At 67.6% G+C, this 16,274-nt stretch carries 14 protein-coding genes and 2 tRNA genes; 11 read left to right on the top strand and 5 right to left on the bottom strand.

Annotation, left to right across the window (positions count from 1 at the left end):
- The 4 genes from ACFQ36_RS13405 to ACFQ36_RS13390 form a co-directional block, all read left to right on the top strand.
- Positions 1–495 (top strand): DUF3566 domain-containing protein (locus ACFQ36_RS13405; RefSeq protein ID WP_377014357.1); only part of this gene is annotated, 495 nt, incomplete at its 5' end.
- 207 nt (positions 496–702) lie between these two features.
- Positions 703–776: transfer RNA gene (locus ACFQ36_RS13400), tRNA-Ile, on the top strand.
- A 40-nt stretch (positions 777–816) separates the two neighbouring features.
- Complete coding sequence (locus ACFQ36_RS13395) at positions 817–933, top strand: DLW-39 family protein (RefSeq protein WP_377014355.1); 117 nt, start codon at positions 817–819, stop codon at positions 931–933.
- Between the two features lie 32 nt (positions 934–965).
- A tRNA-Ala gene (locus ACFQ36_RS13390) sits at positions 966–1,038 on the top strand.
- A 605-nt stretch (positions 1,039–1,643) separates the two neighbouring features.
- Here ACFQ36_RS13390 and ACFQ36_RS13385 read toward each other — a convergent pair.
- Positions 1,644–2,144 (bottom strand): hypothetical protein, encoded by a 501-nt coding sequence (locus ACFQ36_RS13385; RefSeq protein ID WP_377014353.1) that lies wholly within the window; start codon positions 2,142–2,144, stop codon positions 1,644–1,646.
- Between the two features lie 153 nt (positions 2,145–2,297).
- Between ACFQ36_RS13385 and ACFQ36_RS13380 the strand changes: the two genes are divergently transcribed.
- On the top strand, positions 2,298–3,194 hold the full coding sequence (locus ACFQ36_RS13380; RefSeq protein WP_377014351.1) for a DMT family transporter: 897 nt from the start codon (positions 2,298–2,300) through the stop codon (positions 3,192–3,194).
- A gap of 10 nt (positions 3,195–3,204) precedes the next feature.
- On the opposite strand, the gene ACFQ36_RS13375 is transcribed toward ACFQ36_RS13380, so the two are convergent.
- Both ACFQ36_RS13375 and ACFQ36_RS13370 read right to left on the bottom strand, forming a co-directional pair.
- Complete coding sequence (locus tag ACFQ36_RS13375; RefSeq protein WP_377014349.1) at positions 3,205–4,032, bottom strand: glycosyltransferase; 828 nt, start codon at positions 4,030–4,032, stop codon at positions 3,205–3,207.
- Positions 4,033–4,200: 168 nt separating this feature from the next.
- The gene (locus tag ACFQ36_RS13370; protein WP_377014347.1) at positions 4,201–5,136 is read right to left on the bottom strand and encodes a hypothetical protein; all 936 of its coding nucleotides are present in this window, start codon (positions 5,134–5,136) and stop codon (positions 4,201–4,203) included.
- Between the two features lie 153 nt (positions 5,137–5,289).
- Between ACFQ36_RS13370 and ACFQ36_RS13365 the strand changes: the two genes are divergently transcribed.
- From ACFQ36_RS13365 to ACFQ36_RS13355, 3 genes are all read left to right on the top strand, one after another.
- Entirely contained in the window at positions 5,290–5,832 is a 543-nt protein-coding gene (locus ACFQ36_RS13365; protein WP_377014345.1) for a peptidylprolyl isomerase, read from the top strand.
- A 59-nt stretch (positions 5,833–5,891) separates the two neighbouring features.
- A complete protein-coding gene (locus ACFQ36_RS13360) occupies positions 5,892–6,758 on the top strand; it encodes a rhomboid family intramembrane serine protease (RefSeq protein ID WP_377014343.1) in 867 nt (288 codons plus the stop codon).
- Positions 6,759–7,833: 1,075 nt separating this feature from the next.
- On the top strand, positions 7,834–9,030 hold the full coding sequence (locus ACFQ36_RS13355; RefSeq protein ID WP_377014342.1) for an NADP-dependent malic enzyme: 1,197 nt from the start codon (positions 7,834–7,836) through the stop codon (positions 9,028–9,030).
- 329 nt (positions 9,031–9,359) lie between these two features.
- Here the strand turns inward: ACFQ36_RS13355 and ACFQ36_RS13350 are convergent, their stop codons facing one another.
- Positions 9,360–9,611 carry a cell division protein CrgA gene (locus ACFQ36_RS13350; RefSeq protein WP_377014340.1) on the bottom strand — a complete coding sequence of 84 codons (252 nt, stop codon included), beginning with the start codon at positions 9,609–9,611 and terminating at the stop codon, positions 9,360–9,362.
- A 598-nt stretch (positions 9,612–10,209) separates the two neighbouring features.
- Between ACFQ36_RS13350 and ACFQ36_RS13345 the strand changes: the two genes are divergently transcribed.
- From ACFQ36_RS13345 to ACFQ36_RS13335, 3 genes are all read left to right on the top strand, one after another.
- Positions 10,210–12,348: a bifunctional polysaccharide deacetylase/glycosyltransferase family 2 protein gene (locus ACFQ36_RS13345; RefSeq protein WP_377014337.1), complete on the top strand. Its 2,139-nt coding sequence runs from the start codon at positions 10,210–10,212 to the stop codon at positions 12,346–12,348.
- Positions 12,349–13,571: 1,223 nt separating this feature from the next.
- Positions 13,572–14,309, top strand: a complete 738-nt coding sequence (locus ACFQ36_RS13340; protein ID WP_377014335.1) for a chitosanase — start codon at positions 13,572–13,574, stop codon at positions 14,307–14,309.
- Positions 14,310–14,593: 284 nt separating this feature from the next.
- The gene (locus ACFQ36_RS13335; protein ID WP_377014333.1) at positions 14,594–15,238 is read left to right on the top strand and encodes an aminodeoxychorismate/anthranilate synthase component II; all 645 of its coding nucleotides are present in this window, start codon (positions 14,594–14,596) and stop codon (positions 15,236–15,238) included.
- A 21-nt stretch (positions 15,239–15,259) separates the two neighbouring features.
- Here ACFQ36_RS13335 and ACFQ36_RS13330 read toward each other — a convergent pair.
- The coding region (locus ACFQ36_RS13330) for a PASTA domain-containing protein (RefSeq protein ID WP_377014331.1) at positions 15,260–16,274 on the bottom strand (1,015 nt) is incomplete at its 5' end.

Here is a 16,274-nt window from a genome sequence, read left to right as displayed (position 1 = left end):
CCGGCCCAGCGTCCGACGGCGGGCAGCGCAAACTCCGGCGCCCGGAACGGAAACGGCCAGCGCCCGGCGTCGTCCCCGGGCCGCCCGGCCAACGCCAATGCCGGGCTGGTCAGGCCGGCACCGAAGGCCAAGGCGCGCCGCGCCCGGCTTTTGATCAGCAAGATCGATCCCTGGTCCGTGCTGAAGATGGCTTTCCTGCTCTCCGTGGCCCTGGGCATCGTGACCGTCGTGGCCTCGATCGTGCTGTGGACCACGCTGGACATCACCGGTATCTTCAACCGGGTCAACGACCTGCTCAGCGAGATTGCCGGCTCCGAGGCCGGCGGCTTCGACCTGCGCAGCTACGCGTCCCTGGGGCAGGTGGCGTCCTTCGCGACCATCATCGCCGTGGTCAACGTGGTCCTGCTGACGGCCCTGTCCATGCTCAGCGCCGTGCTCTACAACATCTCGGCCACCCTGGTGGGCGGCATCGGCGTCACCCTGACCGACGACTGAAGGGCGGAACCCGGGCCCTGCAGGGTTCGGAAGGCCCCTCCTTCCGCAGGGAAGGAGGGGCCTTCCGCGTCCCGTGCCGGCCTAATCCCTGCCCCAACGGTGGCCGGAATGGGACGGGGACCGGGGTGCGCCGGGGGGCCGGGGCGGCCGATTTTGTATTGGGCGCCACGGTGCGGTAGAGTCTTATCTCGGCCCGAACAGGGCAGGGGGCGTATAGCTCAGGCGGTTAGAGCGCTTCGCTGATAACGAAGAGGTCCCAGGTTCAAGTCCTGGTACGCCCACGGATTTCCGGCAGGAATTGCACGGTCCTAGGAGGGCATTGTGAAGAAGTTGCTCGTCCTGGCAGCGGCAGTTGCCGGCGCGGCCATCTACAAGAAATGGCAGGAATCCGAAGCGGAGAAATCCGCCTGGAGCAAGGGAACCGACACGGTCGACTAGCTCCGCCGTTTCCGCATTTGGCGGAAGACCCCGGGGGCATGGCGCAATTGGTAGCGCACCTGCTTTGCAAGCAGGGGGTTAGGGGTTCGAGTCCCCTTGCCTCCACCGGAAAAAGCCGGTCCGCCAGGAGAAATACCTGGCGGACCGGCTTTTGCTTTTGGATAACGTCACCGTCCGCCGTCAGGCCGCATCACACCAACATGGCCGGACACGGTCGGGCTTCCGGCCGTTCGGGATAACGAAGGGCCCCGTCCGCTTGCTTCACGCGCGGCCGGGGCCCTTCCCACGCCTACGACAGGTTCCGTTGGCTGTCCGGGCATCCCCCAAGAACGACCGGCATCCCGAGAATAACAGCACCCGGGATGCAAGATAGCTCTGTGACAAGGCTGACTACCCCGTGAAGGCCATCGGCTGGGCCGGCGGGCAGGTCCACCCGGAATGGCCGGATCCCTGCGACGTACTTGATGAAACCAAAGATGATATTAGGCAAGATGAAATTGGCAACAGCCGCTGAGCATGCTTTCCTACTTATGGCAGAAAAATAAAAGCCATATTCTGCGCGGCTGTGGGGCAGGTTCTGCCACGCTGCGCGGATGTTCCCCCACCTCCAGGCCGTCCCCCCATATAAGCCTGCGGGTGGGTGCTTGCGGCCCCCGACGTTTCCCCCAAGGTGTCGGGGGCCGCACTTCAGGGGACACTCCGGCCATGGATCAGGAGGCCGGCGGCAACGGATAGAACCATTCCTGCTCCGCCCCGTCCGGACCCTTCCAGGTCACGGTCACCGTGGCATCAGTGGTGGCCCGGTCCGGGACGGCGGTGAAGACCAGGCTCTCCCCCGGCGCCACCATACGCGGCTCCGCCGGGGTCCGTCCCGGCAGGCTCGCCGGCAGCCGGATGAGGACGTTGTCCGCGGCGGCGGTGCCGGTGTTGCTGAGTTCGTACCCTCCGGCGCGCGGTGCCAGCTGCCAGGACACCTGCCGTGCGGGGAGGGCCGCAGCCGCCTGCCGGGCTCCGGCGGCGCTGTCCGCGAGGCGTTCCAGGGCGGAGATGATGCGCTGGGCGTTGTAGTCGCTGACCCGCCCGGCGGCCTCCGCCCGCTTGGCGCTGGCCGCCGCGTTCCGGCTTTGCCTGCGGCTTTCGACAATGCTGAGCACCGCGCTGACGATGATGCCCGCTGCCGCGACGTAGACGCCCACAATTTGTGCATCCATGCCGGACCTCGCTTTCTTCCCTCCAGGTGCTCCCGGCAGGCTCCGGTGAGCTGATGCTACCGGCTTCCCGCCCCGCCCCGCCCCGGGCCGGGCCCCGGCCGAAGAGTTGCCCGGGGTCCCTTCGCTGGTCCGGGAGGAGGCTAGGCTGGGCTGGTGAATCTCTTCCTGGCCGCGGCCGGAGTGGCCGGTATCTCCGCTTCCGGTCCGATCATGGCGGCCACGGCCGCTCCCGCCCTCGCCATAGCCTTCTGGCGCAACTTCCTGGGCAGCGTTGCCATGGGTGTGCCAGCGGTGCTTTCCCGGCGCGGCGAGCCGCGCCGGCTGACGGCGTCGGATCTGGGCTGGACCGCGGTGGCCGCGGCGGCGCTGGCCCTGCATTTCGCCTGCTTCATCACCGCGCTGCAGCTGACCTCCGTGGCCGCGGCGACTGCGCTGGTCTGCCTGCAATCGGCGTGGATCGCGGTGTTCAACCGGCTGCGGGGGATCCGCACCGCTCCGGGCGTGGCCGCGGGGCTGGGCTTGGCGCTGGCGGGCGTGGTGGTCATTTCCGGTTTCGACCTGCAGCTCTCCCCCGCCGCCCTCACCGGGGATATTCTGGCGTTGCTTGGCGGCGCTCTGGCCGGGCTGTACACCATGGCCGGCGGACGGGTGCGCCGGAGCCTGTCCACGCAGAACTACACGGGACTGTGCTACGGGATGTGCGCTGTCCTGCTGCTGGGCATGTGCCTGGTCTTCGGCCAGCCCCTGGCGGACTTTCCCGCCGAGGCCTGGCTGGGCATCCTGGGCGTCACGCTGGCCGCCCAAATCGTCGGGCACACGGCTTTCAACTACCTGCTGGCGGTGATCAGCCCGCTGGTGGTTTCAATGATCATCCTGCTGGAAATCCCCGGGGCCGCGCTGCTGGCCGCCCTGTTCCTGGGTGAAAGCCTGCCTGGGGGAACCTATCTGGGGCTGGCCATGATCCTGGCCGGGCTCACCGGCGTCGTGCTGTCCCAGAACCGACGGAACGGCGGGCCCGGCCGCCCGGCCGCCCCGCTGGGCGCCGATTGACCGAAGCGGCTCAGATGCCGCCGCGCTTGGCCACCTGCTTGGTACGGGCCTGGTGCACCTTCCGCAGCACCTTGGCCGGATAGTAGACGCTCATGTAGATCAGCACGGGAACGCGCAGCACGCGCCGGTGGATCCTGTGGTTCTTGTAGGTCCGGTCGAAGCGTGCGACGTAGTACCGGTAGTCCTTCGGCGAGTCCTCCAGCCGGCGCGCGGACATGCCGCTGATCATGCCGGGGAGGTAGAGGATCTTCAGCGCATGGTCCGCCAGGTGCACGGAGACGTCGATGTCTTCGTGCATCTCGTCCGCCTCGTCGCGGCAGACCTCGGTCCGGATGGTTTCCCAGGCGCCTTTGCGGAGGGCCATGTTGGAGCCGAACAGGAAGTGGTACTGCTTCTTGGCCAGCTTCAGCACGAAGCGGCGCATGCGGTCGTCCGCCCGCAGCCCGAACCGGCGCAGGGGCATGTCGTAGTAGAGCACCGGACCGGTGGCGGCCATGACCTCGGGGTCGGCGAAACCGCGCTGGACCTGCTCCACCCAATCGGGCTCCAGCAGGGAATCGGCGTCGATTCGGCCCAGGACGTCCCCGGTGGCATGGTCCAGGCCATAGTTGCGCGTGGGAATCAGGCCCTGCTCCCTGTCCTGGGAAAGCAGGATCAGGGGCACCTCCGGATTTTCGTCCTGCATCAGGCGGACCAGCTCCGCGGTCCGGTCCTTGGACATGTTGTCCACCACAATGATTTCCTTGGCCGGCACCGACTGGTACATCGCGGCGAGGATGCACTGTTGGATGACCGGCTCCTCGTTGTAGGCCGGAATGACAATGGAGACGCTCGGCATGGCAGGGTGCACCCGATCAATCTAACAGCTGTCCCCGGGACAACCCCGGGCACAGCATAACGGTTCCGTTAACGGCGCAGGGACCCCGCCTGACGGGGCCCCTGCGCCGGATTGGGCCTGCGGATCCGGCTCGGAGCGGGCGGGAGCGCCTCACTCCTTTAGGCCGCGTTAGACCGCGTCTTCGCCCGACTCGGCCTTGCGGGAGTTCTTCCGGGTAGCGGGCTCGCCGGTGGCTGTGCCCTCCAAGGATTCGCCCAGGACAGGCTCGGTGGTGGCCCCGGTATCGGTGGCCAGGTGCCTGCCGCCGAGGGCGGCATCGGTTTCCGGAACGGGAGCGGTTGTGGCAGCTTCGGCAGCAGCTACGCCTGCGGCTTCTTCCGCCGGCGTTGCCCCGGTCACAGCCGTCTCGGCAGGCGTTGTTTCAGTTGCGGGCGCGGCGGCCGGGGCTGCAGGCGAAACCGGTGTCTTCCACGGGTCCTCCACGGGCCGGGAGGCGCGCCAGGCCGCCACCCCTGCGGCCACCGCCGCACCGATGACGCCGGCAAGCAGCCAGCCCTTGCCCTTGCCGGACTTGCTGGCTTCCAGCTGCTGCGCGGCGATGGCGGCGTCGGCGGCGGCCTTCCGGGCCTTGCGGCCGGCGTGCTTGGAGGCGGCTGCGGCCTGCGCGGCAGCTTCCGCGGCGGCTTCGGCGGCGGCGGCCTTGTCCAGGCTGCGGGAAACGTTCTCGGCAGTTGTCCCCAGCTTGTTGGAGAAGGTGGGGATGTATTCGCCGACCAGTCTTTCCTTCGCGGAGTACAGCGCCGGCGCTGCCCGGTCCAGGGTTCCCTGGAGCCTCGGAGTGGCCTCGTCCACAAGGCGGGCGATCTTCGGGGCCATCTTTTCCAGTTCGCTCTGGATCTTCGGGGTGACGGTGGAAACGCCCAGGGACAGTTCGTGGGCCGCCTTCCGGATTGCCTCCTGAATGAGCGGGGAGGCCGCTCCGACGCCCTTCTCGATACGAGGAGCCGCCCAGTGGATGGCCGAATCGACCTTCGGTGCTGCCCAGCCCCTGGCTGAGGTCACGGTGCTCCCCAGTTCGCGGGTCAGACGTTCGTTCTTCTTCACAACTACCTCCCGTGGATGGCAACAGTCCAGCATTAGCCTACTTTGCAGCGTGGGGCGCTGCTATGCCCGCTTGGGAATATCCGCGAGTTTCACTGAACGCGGAACCGGACCGGCCTGGCGTTTTCCTCACGGGTGCGTGGAACAATGGGTGCCATGACTGCAATTCCCACCGCCAAAGCGACCATCCACACCAACCAGGGCGACATCACCGTCAACCTGTTCGGCAACCACGCACCCAAGACCGTCAAGAACTTCGTGGGCCTGGCCACGGGGGAAATCACCTGGAAGCACCCCGAAACCGGCGAGGAGACCAACAAGCCGCTGTACGATGGCGTCATCTTCCACCGGATTATCAAGGACTTCATGATCCAGGGCGGCGATCCGCTCGGCCAGGGCACCGGCGGACCGGGCTATCAGTTCGACGACGAAATCAACCCCGACCTGGACTTCACCCAGCCGTACAAACTGGCCATGGCCAATGCCGGCACCCGCGGCGGCCGCGGCACCAACGGCTCCCAGTTCTTCATCACCACGGTGCCCACCCCCTGGCTCCAGGGCAAGCACACCATCTTCGGCGAGGTGGCCGACGAAGCCTCCCGCGCCGTCGTTGACAAGCTCAACTCCGTGGCCACCGACATGCGGGACAAGCCGCTCGAGGACGTGGTCATCCGAAACATCACCGTCGAGCAGCTCTAGCCGCAACAGATCCCCGCCCGCTCATCCGGGCGGGGATCTGTCTATCTCCAGGAGTACAGATGTCCTTCGGCGCGCCGGCCGAGCCCCCGCACACCGAGGTCCCCGTGTGCCCCCGGCACCCGGACCGCGTCTCCTACGTGCGCTGCCAGCGGTGCGGCAGGCCCGCCTGCCCGGAATGCCAGCGCAGCGCGGCCGTGGGCGTGCAGTGCGTGGACTGCGTCAATGAACTGGCACGCAACGTGAAGGCGCCGCGCACGGTGTTCGGCGGCGTCACTGCCGGCCAGCCTGTGGTCACCGTCGGGATCATCGTTGCCTGCGTGGTGGTGTACATCCTGCAGTGGGTGGTGCCGGCCGTCGCCGACCTGATGGTCTACGCCCCCGTCTACACCTCGCAGCTGCCCGGTGTCCCCTTCCAGCCGTGGCGGATGGTCACGGCGGGGTTCCTGCATTCACAGGGCTTCCTGCTGCACATCGTGTTCAACATGTATGCCCTGTGGGTTTTCGGCCAGGCGCTCGAACCGCTGCTGGGCAGGGCGAGGTTCATCACGGTGTACCTGCTGGCCATCTGGGGCGGCTCGGTGGCCGTGCTCCTGCTGGGCCAGTGGAACCAGGGCGTGGTCGGGGCGTCCGGTGGGGTGTTCGGGCTCTTCGCCACCTTGTTCATCATCCAGCTGCAGCGCAAGCAGGACGTGCGCGGCATCCTGGTCCTGATCGCCATTAATGCCGTGATCAGCCTGATGCCCGGAATATCCTGGCAGGCCCATCTGGGCGGCTTGGTAGTGGGAGCGCTGGCCGCCGCAGCCATTGTCTACGTGCCGCGCGGCAAAAACCAGCGGGCTTTGCAGTGGGCCGGCCTGGGCGGCATTGCGGTGCTGCTGGCCGCCTTGACCTGGATCGGCTCCGCGCTCGTCACCGTGACGGTCTAGAACCCGTCTCCTGTGGATTACCTGTGGATTACCTCAGCCAGGGGACCGAGGCGGCAATGATGCGCCCGGCCCGGGTCGAGGGGGCGCCGGCAGGCCTTGTCTGCCGGGACGGCCCCGGGCCGGACCGGCGGACGCTGAGCGCCTCCCGCCGGCCGGTTCACAGGCCGGACCAGGCGCTTTGCGCCGGTCCCCTCGCGGGAAAAGCTTTCAATCCGAGGTCCTCGTGGGAAATCCACCGGCCTCCGCCGGTACCTCTGAGCCCGACGGTACCGGCCGTTTTCATTTAACCTTTCACCACGAGTTTGAGCGGGAATTTCACGTTAAAGCAACGGTTTTCCACAGCCCTTATGCACAGTGTGGGTAACTTACAAATCTGTGATTCCTGCCTGCCCACCCCCGCTGGCGCGGATGTGGGCTTCCCGCCTCCCGCCCGGGCAAAAGATATCCACGCCTGTGGAAAACTGTGTGCACAAGTGTGGATCCGGAGACCTTCACACTTTCCGGGCCCGCGGCAACTCGGCCGGAACACGGCGTGACGTGCGACTTTCCGGCCGTCTGCTTCCGTTTGCCGCCAGGTCCGCGGCGCCTGCCCGCACGGCCCGGACCGCCCCGGTGCCGCGGAAGATGGATATCCACAGCGTTTATGCACAGGGTGGATAACTTACGCGCTTGTGGTTCGCCGGAGAGTGCCGGAAAACTGCGGCACTTCGGGGTTGCGGAGCAAAGGGCGGGAAAGTTGTGCACACCTGTGGATAAGTCTGTGAACATCTGTGCATCTCGGCCCGGTGCCGGTCCGGAGGCAGGGAGGGCGACATATTTTCCTCCAATCCGGAAACATGACGGCGGCGGCGCGGGGGGATCCGGTAACCTAATGAATCCAGTGCCCGGTTCGACCAGCCGGGAACGTCACACGGCCGCCAGCTACCCATGCGGCGGCCGAGCAGGCGTAAGTGTGCACCACCGGGCACCCGAATCGAACAGCACTGCTTGTAGATGTCCCCGTCCAGGCGAAATCTCCGCCGGCCGGTGTTGCCCGCCGCTACCCACGTGTCCGCCGGGACCGCCGGATGTTGAAATGAGGAAGTCATTGACCACAGAAGCTGCGAATTCCACCCGCATTGAGCTGACCGAGGAGGAGATCTTCGCCGCCCACGAGGGCGGCAAGCTTCAGATCGGGCTGACCGCCCCGCTGGATGACAAGCGGGATTTGTCCATCGCCTACACCCCCGGGGTCGCCCAGGTCTCCCGGGCGATCAACACCGACCCGGAACTGGCCGCCCGCTACACCTGGGCCTCGCGCCTGGTGGCGGTGGTCTCCGACGGCACCGCGGTGCTGGGCCTGGGCAACATCGGCGCGGCCGCGTCGCTGCCGGTGATGGAGGGCAAGGCGGCCCTGTTCAAGCGCTTCGCCGGGCTGGACTCGATCCCGCTGGTGCTCGAGACCACCGAGGTGGACGAGATCGTCGAGACCCTGGTGCGGCTGCGCTCGAGCTTCGGCGCGGTGAACCTCGAGGACATCTCGGCCCCGCGCTGCTTCGAGCTGGAGGCGAAGCTGATCGAGGCCCTGGACATGCCGGTGATGCACGATGACCAGCACGGCACCGCCGTCGTGGTCCTGGCCGCGCTGACCAATGCCGCGAAGGTCATCGGCCGCGAGGCGGCCTCGCTGAAGACGGTCATCTCCGGCGCCGGGGCGGCCGGCATTGCCGTGGCCGAGATCCTGCTGGCCGCCGGGGTGCAGGACATCATCCTGCTCGATTCCCGCGGCATCATCGATGCGGGCCGGCCCGGCCTGACCGGAATCAAGGCCGCCTACGCGGCCCGGACCAACCCGCGGTCGATCACCGGCGGCACCGCCCAGGCCTTGGACGGGGCGGACGTGTTCATCGGCGTCTCCTCGGGCACCGTTTCCGAGGAGGTCCTGGCGAAGATGTCGGGCGACGCGGTGATCTTCGCCCTGTCCAACCCGGACCCGGAGGTCCACCCGGACATTGCCCGGAAGTATGCGAAGGTCGTGGCCACCGGCCGGTCCGATTTCCCGAACCAGATCAACAACGTGCTGGCCTTCCCCGGCATCTTCCGCGGCGCCCTGGACGCCGGCGCGCGCCGGATCACCCCGGCCATGAAGGTCGCCGCCGCCGGGGCCATCGCCGCCATCGCCGCCGAAGACGGGCTGGCCCCGGATCACATTATCCCCAGCCCGCTGGACGACCGTGTCGCCCCCGCGGTGACCGCCGCCGTCATGGCCGCCGTGGAGGCCGAAGCCAAGTAGGGATTGGCACGCTCGCGCAACGGACGATGGCCGGGGTCCCTGCGGACCTCCGGCCACCGTCCGTCCCCGGCCAATTTCCGCCGGAGAGCAGCATCTGCTGCCCAATTTTTGAAGGGGTAGCGTGTCCTCGCGCCATCAGCGGGCACCAGGACAGCTGCAGAACGGCTCCATGACCCGCTATGGGGCACCGGGGGCTTGTGCCCGGGACCGGGCAGCCGGCCGGACCGCTGCGGAACCGCACACGACGCCGACGGGCCGGCCCTGCGGGCCGGTGCGGCTTTCCCGCCCACCGGGATCCGGTTGGCGGTGTTGCCGCACTCCCCGGCGCGCTAGGAACGCCAGCGGGTGGTCATCATGAAGCCGATGATGGCAATGCCAAAGCCGATCAGGATGTTCCAGGAACCCGCGGGGGGAATTGGCCAGACGCCCTGCGTGATATAGAAGACGATGATCCACAGCAGGCCCAGGATCATCAGGCCGAACATGACGGGCTTGTACCAGACCGGATTCGGCTTGTTTGGCCTGGCTGCCGTCTCCTGCGGCCGGCGCTCGGTCTTCTTGCGCGGCTTCGATTCGGGCACGGATCCTCCTTGCACGGGGACATTTGTCTCCCCGCCAGTTTAGCCGCCGGGGGAGGAGCCGCAGGGCAGGGGGTCGAACCGGTGAGACCGGTGATCGCGGCCCGGCACATGTTCGTGCGGTCAGCCCGGCACCGGGAAGGCCCGGTCGTCAGGATGAACTGAACCTACTGCGCGGCCAGGAAGGTGTTCAGCCACCCGCGGGAGAATACCACCCGCAGTTTGCCGCCGCTACTTAGTTTTTCTTGTGATGATTCGGGTAGTTCCTACTCTTGTTTTGCCGGTCTTGTTCGTCCGCCCCGGCGTCCCTAAGGTGGTCGGTGACAGCGAAGCGAACCGGATGGGGGGTCCGGCCAAGGCTTCATTCCTGCGGGACCGGGGGGTCTCGAATGTCTCAGTATTCAGCTGCACCGGCGTGCCCAAAAACAGGCGGTAGAACCGGCCAAAATCACAACTTCCAGTCCCGTCGCCACGGCAGGTGGCATCCCTGATGCCGGGGCGGGCGGAAAACCGGCCGAAGAACCGGACGGAGGCCGAACGCGGGGCATCCCCGCCGGTGTTTTTCGATGCGACCGGCAGGCGCTGGCGCAGGATCGTCCTGGTGACGCTCGCATTCCTGTTGATCCTGTGCGGCGGGACGGCCTGGAGCATGCCGTACGTCCTGGAACCTCCCTGGCACGGGCCGCGGAACCAGGACCCGGGGTATCCGGAGCAGCTGCTGGCCACCGCCGACATCGAAAATATCCCCCTGCTCGGCGAGGACGACATGATTTTTTCCCGCATCGACCTGGTCGAGCGGAAGAACGGCAGGGTGTATCTCAAAGACCCCTTCAGCGGTCAGGTCCTCAGGGAGGCCACCGGCGGGGAGCTCGACGTGATCGGCGACGGCCCCTATGTGATGGAGCGGTTCGGGCGGCCGGCCGACCACGAACTAATCCTGACCTTCGATGACGGTCCGAGCGGCCGGTATACGCCGGAAATCCTCGACCTGCTCTCCAGGGAGCAGGTCCCCGCCACCTTCTTCATCCTGGGCGGGCAGGTCGCCAAATACCCGGATATTTTCCGGCGGATCATCCGTGAGGGCCACCTGGCGGCCAACCACACCATGACGCACTACACAATGACAGACGCGGAGTTCCTGCCCGGCAACGAGCTGCGCGGGCGCGAGGAAATCATCGGAGCGGACCGCATCATGCGCGCCGTCGGCGGCTACGCCACGCGGCTGTTCCGTATTCCCCGGGGCGATCCGGACAATAACCCGCTGGCCCTGCTGCAGGCCCAGCAGCTGGGTTATCTGCACGTGGACTTCGACCTGGACACCCTGGACTGGCAGTATCCGGCGGGCGCCGAGATCAAGGTGCCCGAACTGGACGGCCGCGGCCACGTGGTGCTGATGCACGACGGCGGCGGCGACAGGGCGGCGACGGTGCGGATGCTCGGGAAGCTGATTGCCGAAGCCAAGGCCAAGGGCTACACGTTCAGTACCGTTGCCCCCATGCTTACCCCGGGCTACCAGCCCCGGCAGGGTGTCGAGCCGGTGCCGGCGGACCATCTGATGACGGCCGCCTCCGCGGCCCTGTTCGTGGCCCCGAGCAACCTGCTGGGCTGGCTGTTCTGGTTCGGCCTCGGCTCACTAGCCATCATGTCGGCCCTGTACGTGGTCCTGGCGCTGATCTGCCACCACCGGCAGAAGCGGCTGCAGTGGCAGGCGGTCGCGGACGTGGAGCTGCCATTCGTCAGCATCATCCTGCCCGTGTACAACGAGGAGCCTGTGGTGCTCAAAACGCTGGCGGCCCTGCGCGCCAGCGACTACCCGGCCTTCGAGGTGATCGCCGTCAACGACGGCTCGACGGACAACACCCTGGCCGTCCTGCGCCAGCATGCCAGACAGTGGCCGCAGCTGCGGGTGCTCACGCAGTCCAACGCCGGCAAGTCGGCGGCGAGCAACTTCGGCATCTCCCAGGCGCGGGGCGGGATCATCGTCACCCTGGACGGGGACACCGTCTTCGAACCGCAGACCGTGCGGATGCTCGCCCGGCATTTCCTCGGCGTCAACGGCGGACGCGTGGGGGCGGTGGCCGGGCACGTGAAGGTGGGCAACCGGCGCAACCTGCTCACCGCGTGGCAGAGCCTGGAATACATCTCCGGCATCTGTGTCACGCGGATGGCCGAAGGACTCATCGGTGCGATCTCGATCGTCCCGGGTGCCTGCGCCGCCTGGCGCCGCGAGGCACTGGTGCAGGCCGGAGGGTACTCCCATGACACCATGGCCGAGGACGCGGACCTGACCCTGTACATCCAGAAGCTGGGCTACCGGATCGTGCAGGAGAACCAGGCTGTGGCCTGGACCGAGGCGCCCATGACGGTGCGCGGGCTGGCCAAGCAGCGCCTGCGCTGGACCTACGGAAACCTGCAGGCGCTCTGGAAACACAAGGACATGATCCTGCGCCCCCGCTACGGGGCGCTGGGCATGGTCGCGCTGCCGTACACGCTCCTGGCCACGGTCATCCCGCTGCTGTTCATGCCGCTGACCGCCGCGGCTGCGGCCATCAGTGCCGCCGCCGGGAACTGGCACAGCATTGCCGCCTTCGCCGCCTTCGTGGCGCTGACCCACATGGTCATCTCCGTCATCGCCATCCGGATGGTGCGGGAGAGCCCGATGCACCTGCTGGTGGTGCCGGTCTACCGGCTGATCTATGAGCCGCTGCGGGCCTACCTGCTGTATGGTAACGGTCGATGACGCTGCGGTAGGCGCCCGCAAGCCTGGTTTGGTCGCGGCAGGCGGTGGCCAGATCGGTATCCAAGGCACCACCGAAAGACACGGCAACGTCGCCGCCGGCGGACCGGACCCGCGCTATCCGCCCGTCCAGGTCCAGCTGCTTTCCGGCCTGGTCCAGGCCGTAGTAGTTGCCCCAGGACGGGGTGCGGGCGTCGTCGCCGTCGGACACGATAAAGGACAGCACCGCGTTGGCGGCGGCCGGTACCGGAGGCTCGTCGATCCGGTACGCGGATGGCAACGTGACATCCACATAACCGGCATACCACGGGGCGGCCCCGGGAACGGTGGCGGACCCCTCAGGGTCTCCGGCGCAGCCGGCAACGGCCATGACCCCCAGCAGGATGGCCGCCAGCGGGCCGCTCCGCATAAACCTGCCTCGATGCATCGTCAAATCCCATCCCGTTGACACCTGCCGGCGCGATGCCGCCAGTCTGGCACCCTGCCACAGGGCAGGCAGCATAGCACTTCGTTCATATCATCCTGTGAAGAACCCCGCCGTATGAACCGCCTGTCCGGATCGGGCCGGCCGGTGCACCGAGGGTTGCCGGATGTCGGCCGGACTTTGGGAGACAGGTGAATCGGCAACGGCATGGTGGACACGTGCGGGCATGCCGGATGGCCACGGCCGAAGGAATTGAGTCCCTGCCTGTACCGGAGTAACCAGCGGCGGCATGTGCGGGGACGCTAAAATGTGTACCTGATGCAGGTCAGGAGCGGGTAAAGAAGTGCGGGGCTTTTGCGCGTGCGGATCTTCCGCGATTTGGCAGAATCCCCCACGGCGCCGCATCCGGTCCTGAGGGGCCCCTTAGAGGATTGTCGTGAGAGCTTCCACCATTTCCCCGCGTTGGGTGTCGGACACGCTGCGGCCGGTCATGGCAGCCCTGGCTGGCCTGGGACTGGCCGTGGGGCTGGTGGCGGGCCCGGGTCAGCTGGCAGAAGCCGCGGCGGACCGGACGGTGCCGTTTTCTGAACTCCCAAAGTCGTCGGCCGCCGGAGGGTCAGCCACGGTTGCCCCAATGCTCAGGCGCGGCAGGAGCGCCCTGAGGCAGGCCGACATAAAGATCCGGAAACGCGATGCCGGGAAGTGGCTGCAGGTCAGGCCGGCATGGACCGCAGAGAACCGCGCCGTGTTCCCCCGGACTTCCCGTTCGGCCGCATCCGTGAGCGCTGGAAAGAATGTCATCATGCAGCAGAAAGCAGCCAGGCCCAGCCTGCGGGATGCCTCCAGGAAGGAGATCGCTATGCGTCTGGTCTCCTCCGCGGAGAACTCGTCGACCCGGTGGCAGGACCAGTACCGCTACGTCGAAGACATCGGCGACGGCCGGGGCTATACCGCCGGGATTATCGGCTTCTGCTCCGGGACCGGGGACATGCTCGACCTGGTCGAGTACTACGATCAGCTCGTACCGGGCAGCAGGCTTGGCGCCTACCTGCCCGCCCTGCGCAAGGTCAACGGCACCGGTTCCCTCCGCGGACTCGATGGCTTCGCCGACGCCTGGCGCGACGCCGCCGACAAAGACCCGTTGTTCCGCCGGGCCCAGGATGACCTGCGGGACACGATGTACTTCGAACCCGCCGTCTCCCGGGCCGCCGCTGATGGCCTGGGCCCGCTCGGCCAGTTCATCTACTACGACGCCATGGTGGTGCACGGCCCCGGCGGGGGGCCCCTGTCATTCGGCGGTATCCGAACGGCGGCCATGCGGGCGGCGAAGGTCCCGGCCCGGGGAGGGCACGAGGCCGCCTACCTGGCGGCTTTCCTGAACGCCCGGGACGCCGTCATGCGCGATCCCGAAGACGTACATCAGGACCTGGACCGGACAATCGCCCAGCGCCGGGTCCTCGCGGACGGCAACTTCAACCTTGACCTTCCGCTGGCGTGGAAAATGTACGGCGGCACGTTCTCGATTGCCTCGGTGGACTGATCCACCGGCCCGCAGCCGTTTTCGTGCCATGCTGGTTCCCTGGCCAAACGGCCCGGCCAGGCCGGCCCCCGGATGACCGGCAGGCCTTCGCGGGAGGCGCCGCAGGTGGGGTCGGAGCCGGCGCGGAGGGGTGATCCCGGTAGGCAACCGCCGTCCATTTGCCCGGACCGGTCCCGGGACGGATTATTGTATAAGGTCCCGCTTGCCGCAACTGCCGGATTCCGGCGGTGCCGGCGGTCCCGGCCGAGTCCATCCCCTCCCCCGATTGGTGCCACCGACAAGCCATGAGCGAATCCATCCGTATCCTCGTCGTCGACAACTATGACAGCTTCGTCTACACCCTGGTGGGCTACCTGCAGCAGCTGGGCGCCGAAACCACCGTGGTCCGGAACGACGACGTGACGCTGGCCGAGGCGGTGGAGCTCGCGTCCGTGCGCGACGGCGTGCTCATCTCCCCCGGTCCGGGCAATCCCGCGGAGGCCGGCGTCTGCATCGAGCTGATCCGGTGGTGCGGGGAGCACGCCAAGCCGATGCTCGGCGTCTGCCTGGGCCATCAGGCGCTGGCCGAAGCGTACGGAGGCACCGTCACCCATGCCCCGGAGCTGATGCACGGCAAGACGTCCCTGGTCAGCCACCACGGGGAGCAGGTCTTTGCCGGCGTGCCCAACCCCTTCACCGCCACCCGCTACCACTCGCTGGCCGCGGTGCGCGAAACCATACCGGCGGAGCTGGAAATTACCGCAGAAACCGCCGCCGGTGTGATCATGGGGCTGCAGCACCGGAGCGCGCCGCTGTGGGGTGTGCAGTTCCACCCCGAGTCGGTGCTGACCGAGGGAGGCTACCTGATGCTGGGCAACTGGCTGGAGAGCCTCGGCATGGCGGGGGCTGCCGGGCGGGCGGCGAAGCTGAGCCCGCTGATCAACAAGTAGGGATTGCGCAGCGCCCAATCCCTACTTGTCGTTATCGCCCTGGTCGTCGTCATTGCCGCGGTCGCGGTCCTGGCCACGGTCCGACGGCGGGCTGCTCGGAGTGGGGCTCGCGCTTTCGCTTGGCTGCTCGGGCGCAACCGTTACCGTGATGGTGATCAGCGTCCCCTGGTCCACGTCGCTGCCGGCGTCGTGACTCTGCGCGGTCACCGTGCCCGGCTTTACCACCGGGTTCTCCACCGTCACCACCTTGTACGGCAGCGCCACTGCCGGATCTTCCAGCAGCTTGATTGCGTCCTGCTCGGACTTGTCCAGCAGCTGCGGTACGGTCACCTTGCCATTGGAGATCATCAGGTCGACGGTGGATCCGGTGCGGACCTGCTGGCCCGGGGCCGGATCGAGCGAGACGACGCTGCCGCGCGGCAGGTTGGCGCTGTTGGCGGGTTCGGAGGTGCCGGGCACCAAACCGAGCTCGCGGAGCCGGTCCCGCACCTCCCCCTCGGTGCGGCCGGCGAGGTCCTCGGGGAGGATGATGAATTCGCGGCCCTGCGAGATGTAGATTCTCACCTCGCTGTCCACGGCAGCCTGTTCGCCGGTGCCGGGATCGGTGCGGATCGCCTGGCCGGCTTGGACGTCGTCGCTGTACTCCTGCAGGATCCGGGGACGCAGGTCGGCGCCGTAAATAGTGTTCGCGGCCTGGTTCTGGTCCATCCCGGCCACCGCCGGGATGGACACCAGCTGCGGCCGGGCATTCTCCTGCACGACGTTGACCAGGAAGAAGGCGCCGGCGCCGAGGACCAGCACCAGGGCGACCATCAGGGTCACGATCCAGGCGCGCCGCCGGGTCCGCCGGGCATCATCGAGGTCCTGCCGGCTGTGGAAGCCGGCTTCCTCCCGCAGGGCATCGGCGCCGTACTCGGTGTCCGGGTCGGCGGCCGGGGCGTCCGGCTCGGCGCGTTCTTCCGCGTAGCCCTCCCCCTGCTCCGGGGCAGGGGTCGCCGGCCGGGAAGCTGCCAGCACGGCGGGGCCGGCGGCGGCG

This window comes from Arthrobacter sp. GCM10027362, from assembly GCF_042679445.1.
In the GTDB taxonomy this organism is placed as follows: domain Bacteria; phylum Actinomycetota; class Actinomycetes; order Actinomycetales; family Micrococcaceae; genus Crystallibacter.
The sequence above is the reverse complement of the archived record's forward strand: the minus strand, read 5'-3'. Positions and strand labels throughout refer to the sequence as shown.

What these genes read in the sequence shown, in the direction of transcription:
- ACFQ36_RS13355 (WP_377014342.1), top strand. Translation starts at nt 7,834, where the DNA reads ATGAGGAAGTCATTGACCACAGAAGCTGCGAATTCCACCCGCATTGAG.
- ACFQ36_RS13375 (WP_377014349.1), bottom strand. Translation starts at nt 4,032, where the DNA reads ATGCCGAGCGTCTCCATTGTCATTCCGGCCTACAACGAGGAGCCGGTC.
- ACFQ36_RS13340 (WP_377014335.1), top strand. Translation starts at nt 13,572, where the DNA reads ATGCAGCAGAAAGCAGCCAGGCCCAGCCTGCGGGATGCCTCCAGGAAG.
- ACFQ36_RS13385 (WP_377014353.1), bottom strand. Translation starts at nt 2,144, where the DNA reads ATGGATGCACAAATTGTGGGCGTCTACGTCGCGGCAGCGGGCATCATC.
- ACFQ36_RS13360 (WP_377014343.1), top strand. Translation starts at nt 5,892, where the DNA reads ATGTCCTTCGGCGCGCCGGCCGAGCCCCCGCACACCGAGGTCCCCGTG.
- ACFQ36_RS13365 (WP_377014345.1), top strand. Translation starts at nt 5,290, where the DNA reads ATGACTGCAATTCCCACCGCCAAAGCGACCATCCACACCAACCAGGGC.
- ACFQ36_RS13335 (WP_377014333.1), top strand. Translation starts at nt 14,594, where the DNA reads ATGAGCGAATCCATCCGTATCCTCGTCGTCGACAACTATGACAGCTTC.